4 protein-coding genes are annotated in these 4,924 nt (G+C 68.5%); 1 reads left to right on the forward strand and 3 read right to left on the reverse strand.

Annotated features, from left to right (window positions below):
- The first annotated feature begins 322 nt into the window (after positions 1-322).
- Positions 323-1,576 carry an SAVED domain-containing protein gene (locus FNH08_RS44515; RefSeq protein ID WP_322726444.1) on the forward strand — a complete coding sequence of 418 codons (1,254 nt, stop codon included), beginning with the start codon at positions 323-325 and terminating at the stop codon, positions 1,574-1,576.
- A gap of 124 nt (positions 1,577-1,700) precedes the next feature.
- Here FNH08_RS44515 and FNH08_RS44520 read toward each other — a convergent pair whose 3' ends face one another.
- From FNH08_RS44520 to FNH08_RS44530, 3 genes are all read right to left on the reverse strand, one after another.
- Positions 1,701-2,108, reverse strand: coding sequence for a hypothetical protein (locus FNH08_RS44520; protein WP_152777207.1), 408 nt, complete (start codon positions 2,106-2,108; stop codon positions 1,701-1,703).
- A gap of 402 nt (positions 2,109-2,510) precedes the next feature.
- Positions 2,511-2,720 carry a hypothetical protein gene (locus tag FNH08_RS44525; protein ID WP_152777208.1) on the reverse strand — a complete coding sequence of 70 codons (210 nt, stop codon included), beginning with the start codon at positions 2,718-2,720 and terminating at the stop codon, positions 2,511-2,513.
- 92 nt (positions 2,721-2,812) lie between these two features.
- Positions 2,813-4,282 carry a UvrD-helicase domain-containing protein gene (locus FNH08_RS44530; protein ID WP_152777209.1) on the reverse strand — a complete coding sequence of 490 codons (1,470 nt, stop codon included), beginning with the start codon at positions 4,280-4,282 and terminating at the stop codon, positions 2,813-2,815.
- Positions 4,283-4,924: the final 642 nt, after the last annotated feature.

The raw sequence follows: 4,924 nt of genomic DNA on the forward strand, positions 1-4,924 counted from the left end.
ACGCAAACGCTGGACCATGCGCTGGAAGGCCGCACTCCAAGCCTTCGACATCACCTTCGACGGCCGGCTCACCGCCGGACGCCGCTGAACAAAACCGACCGAGTTCCACCGTTCGCTACACAGACCCACCGCCCGGGAGCACGACGGCCCGATCGCACTCCTCGTTTATGCTCCCGGCGGGGCGGATCCCTTCTCCGGACTGATCGCGCGGCGCCAACGATGGGGACGTGTCACCAGCAAGGCAGCAACGGTCCTTCCGCCACCACAGAGATTCGAGGCGCTGGGGCCACTGCCCGGGGATGCGGTTCGGCGTGACGGCGCGGTGTTCATCTCCTACCGGCAGTCGGATGGCTCCCCGCAGGCCGATTCGATCGAGAACTTGCTCAGGGCCGCCGGTCTCGTCGTGTGGAGAGACCGTACCGACCTGCGCCCAGGCACGACGACCGATCGCCTCGAACAAGCCCTGACCACAGGGCTTTCGGCAGCCGTGCTCGTCGTGACACCGGAGATCGTCCACAGCGACATCGTCCGAGAACGTGAGCTGCCTCGGCTGCTTCAACTGGACGAGAACCCCGCCTTCAGCCTGTGCATCGCGAATAAGATCGCCAGAGCGGGAAGCAATACACAGTGCGACTACGAGGCACCGGACCGACTCCTGAGACTCGCTCCCTCTCGGACCCTCGCCGACAAGAAGCAAAGCAACATGCTGCAGCCGTCCGGCGAGAGCGAGATCGTGCGGGACCTGCTGATGCACCGAGTCGAACAACGTAAGTCCGCCATCCGCAGCGAGAACCGCGCCTTCACGATCCGAGTACAGACCCGCCCCACACCCTTCGCCATGGACGCGGGCGAGGACGACCTGCACATCCGCATCAGATCCGCCGGCGACGGACGTCTGCCCTCGCGCGAGGGACTCACACTCCTGCAGACCACGCTGCCCCTGATCAGCGACGCCGTGTACGCAGCCAATGCGAAAGCGGTACGCGTCTCCGGCGGAGCTCACCTGTCAGTAGCTCTGGCCTTGGGAGCCGCCCTGCCCGAGACCAAGATCGGCAATGTCGAGGTGGTCGATGCCCACGGCGCTCTGTGGACGTCCACAGAAGCTGGTGACGACCCGCTGACCAGCGAACTTCATACGCAACCAGTTGACCTCGAACAAGCGGATACGTGCGACAGCCACGACCGCATCGCGATCTTCGTCAGCCTGACTGCCGCTCCAGATCGGACCGCATTCGAGCAGCTCCTGCACGAGTCCAGCGACGGCTTCGCGGCGGCCGCCGCAGTCTCCGTCGTCGGCGAAGACCGACTCGACCCGCGCGAGGCCGCACGCCTCAGCGCGGCTGCCGCGCAACAGATCAAAGCGCTGGCCGCACGCAGCGGCCGTGCGGAGGTGCATCTCGCTTTCCACGGCCCATACACGATGGCCCTACTCGTAGGGCGATACCTCAACACGCTGCGCACCGTCGTCTACGAGTGGGACGGCGCGACCCCCGGGAGGCCCCGCTACACCCCAGCTCTCGTGCTTGAGCCAGGTGTGACCGGCGGACCGATCACCCAGGTCCTGCTCGGCCAATAGGCGCGGCGATACACGCGCAGCGTGCCGGCCGGTCTCGCTCCGGCGCGCACAAAAGAGCCAGCGACCGAGCGCGAGAGCCCGCAAACCTCGGATGTCTCCATAACAACAGGGCCAGCAGAAGTCCTTACACCAGGTCGACGGGGGAGAGGCCGGGGCTGGCCGGTCTGAACCGGTCCGGTGCCCAGGCCGCGCCGGGCGGCAGCGGCGGGGTGCCGCCGGTGGCACGGAACGCCTCGCGCGGGCCGACGATGTGCTCCTGGCACAGGCGATGGGAGAGCAGAGCGTCGTCGAGGAGGTTGACCAACCCGTCCTGACCGCCGTGACGCCCCGACAGACGACTGCAGTGCGCCGCCTGGGCCACCCACTGGACGAGCACCCGACACACTACAGACAGCAAAGCTTGCAGGTCCGACTTGTCCTTGCCTCCGTGTGCATAGGCCGAGCGGGCCGCGTAGCCCGCCCTCACCGTGTTGCGGACTTGCAGACGGTCGTCGTCGTCCGAGCCGATGAGCACTGCGGCACGCTGCTGCATTTTGCGGCTCAGGTCAGCGTGACTGTCCCTCCCCTCGTGGCGTGAAGACCGTGACTGCAGGGGAAGCCGTGGGGACTGCTCAGCAGCCGGTTGGCCGCGTTCGTTGAGGGCGGACCCCCACCCACGTGGGGAAGAACCAGGTGGTGACGCCACCGATGGTGCGGCCGTGGATAGACCCCTACTTACGTGGGGATGGTCCCTTGCTGACCTGCGAGGCCGAGTTTATCGATAGAGAGTTTTACTCATGTGGTCCGGGCGGCCGTCAGCAGTGCCTTCTGCCGGAGGGCAAGGCGGAGCACGCGAATCGGGCTGAACAGGCGGGCCAGCCACGGCAGTGGCGTTGTCGGACGAGCCGCACCTCTCGGGTGGCAGCTTGCCCCGGCGGCTATGGACGCGGGCTGGTTAGTGGCTGTTGTCGGTGAGGGTTCCGCGATGCACGAGCTCGTCGGCAGTGCAGCCACGTCCCTGTGCCATCGCGTGGAAAGTTTCCCGCTCGCGTTGCCAGGACAGGGCCCGGGCGGCTGCCGTCTGACGAATGTACTCATCAGCGGACAGGCCCAGAGCAGCAGAGTGGGCAGCGATCGCCTCTCGCTCCGCAGACGTGAATGTCATCGTGCGGCCTCCTTTGGCCGGTGGGCCTGCTGCTCGGCGGGGAGCCGGGCGTTAGCCCCGCGCAGGTCATGACGCTACCCGTTGTGCGGGCTTCAGCCCGCGCTCGCTGCAGGGGGGTGGGTGTTGATCCAGGAGAGGCCGCCGAGGTCGAGGTGGTGGCGGGCGCGGGTGACGGCGACGTAGGCGAGGCGGGCGTCGGTGTCGCTGACGGGTTCCGGGATGGGGCGTCCTTGGGCGTCGTGCTGGTCGGTGTCCTTGGGCGGGGGGAAGTCGTCGGCGATTTTGACGGTGGGCCATTCGCGGCCCTTGGCGGTGTGGGCGGTGGAGACGGTGACGTCGGCGTGCTGTTCATCGGTGAGCTGGTCGACGGCGGTGAGGATGGCGTCTGGGCCGTGGGTGTCGACGAGGTCGACGAAGGGCTGGAGGTCGCGTCCTGCGGGGTCGTGGGCGGCGTAGTCCTGCAGTTCGCCCCAGGAGGCGAAGAGTACGAGTTCGGGGTGGGATGTGCGGCGGCCGTCTTTGAGGTCGCGGGCCGCGAGGGCGAGCGCGGCCAGCTGCTGGCCGCCTCGGGTAAGGGCGACGCGGTGGCCGGCGGCGAGCAGGCGCATGACTTCGGCCATGGCGCCGATGTTGGTGCGGCACAGCACCGCGTCCGGCCGGTCGAGGCTGCCGATGTCGGTGGGGATGGTGTCGCTGCCGGTCAGGCGGATGGGGGCGTCGGCGAGGGTGAGCCACCGGTTGGCCTCTTCGGCGATCAGGGGGCCGAAGCGGAAGGAGCGGGTCAGGGTAAGAGCGGTGGCGTCGAAGCCGGTCATCACGTCCCGGGCGCCGCGCCAGCCGTAGATGGCCTGGGCGGAGTCGCCGACCATGACGAGCTGTGCGTGGTCGCGCTGGGCGGCGAAGACCTCCTCGAGGACCGGGTTGGTGTCCTGGGCCTCGTCGAGGAAGAGGAAGTCCGCTTCGATGGTGGGTGCGGTGAGGGCCCACATTTTGAGGTAGTGGTCGTGTTCGAAACGGACCACGCCCTGATCGGGGTTGTGCAGGTCGGCCCAGGCTTTGGTCGCGAACGGCATGACCTCGTCGGCAAGTCGGGCATGGTCGCCGGGTGTGTCCAGGCCACGCAGTCGTGGCACATGGTGGCCGGTCAGGGTGCGGTCGGCGGAGTAGCAGTAGCGGGTGACGGTGCGCAGCACGGTGTGGGAGAGCGCGCGGGGGCCGATCTCGTGAGCACCGATGCGGACCGGACGCGTGATGCCGAGCGCCTGGCCGGTCTTCCACGCGGGCTGGCGGGGGCTGTTGAGCCGGCGGGTGTAGCGGTGACCAACGGCGGCGAAGGCTGTGGCGTGAGCGGTCTTGCACAGCACCGTGCGGGGGAAGCGGCCGGCGGCGTCCTGGGCGATGTTCTTGTTGAAGGCGAGGTAGCGGCCGCGGCGGTGGGTTCCGGCCGCGAGGAGGCCGAGGGTGCTGGTCTTCCCTGTCCCGGCGCCGGCCTGCAGGACGAGATGGTGACCGGCCCGGAAAACGTCGGCAGCGTGCGCCTGTTCATCGGTGGGCGTGTGCAACAAGAACTCCGCGAAAGAGAAGAAAAACATCGGAAGAGGGAAAGGGATGATGAGTGAGGTCTGCAGTGTGGGCTGCCGTCCCGGCAAGGTGCAGCGCCCGGGATGGGCTCGCAGCGCTGCCGGGACGCAGTGGTGATGCCGGCTGTGCAGGATTCGGGCCGCGCAGACCAGGACTTCTTCGATGGTGGGGTGGGTGAGCAGGCTCGCGAGTCGGTTCTCCGGGCGCCGGGCGCGTTCCTGCTCACGCCGGGCACGGTCCGCGGCCACGCACCGGCCGAGCACATCCTGCGGCCGCTGCTCCGGATCTGCTGCGGCCCGGCGGAGGACCGCACCTGCTCAAGGGGCCGAGAACGATGTTGAGCAGAACCCGGCCGTGCCGGTTGGGGCGGTGCGTGGTCAGGATGCCGATCGGCAGTCGCGTGCCCCGTTGGTGCCGTAGCACGTGCAGGGCACCGCCCAGGCTGCGCGCTCTGCACTACTATCAGCCGGATTCGGTCCGCGTTCGCGGCCGGCCGGACGCATGCTCGGGCGTGCCGGAGCTCGGTTCGGGTGGCGGGCCTGGGCAGGGTGAGCTCGAGGGCGTGGACGGGCGTCATGGGCGGGCTGCCTCATGGGCCCTGCCGGTGGGGCCTGGGTGTCGGG

The sequence above is a fragment of the Streptomyces spongiae genome (assembly GCF_009377185.1).
In the GTDB taxonomy this organism is placed as follows: Bacteria; Actinomycetota; Actinomycetes; order Streptomycetales; family Streptomycetaceae; genus Streptomyces; species Streptomyces spongiae.

Bases quoted from the DNA above. Each gene is read 5' to 3' on its own strand.
- FNH08_RS44520 (WP_152777207.1), bottom strand. From the start codon at position 2,108: ATGCAGCAGCGTGCCGCAGTGCTCATCGGCTCGGACGACGACGACCGT.
- FNH08_RS44525 (WP_152777208.1), bottom strand. From the start codon at position 2,720: ATGACATTCACGTCTGCGGAGCGAGAGGCGATCGCTGCCCACTCTGCT.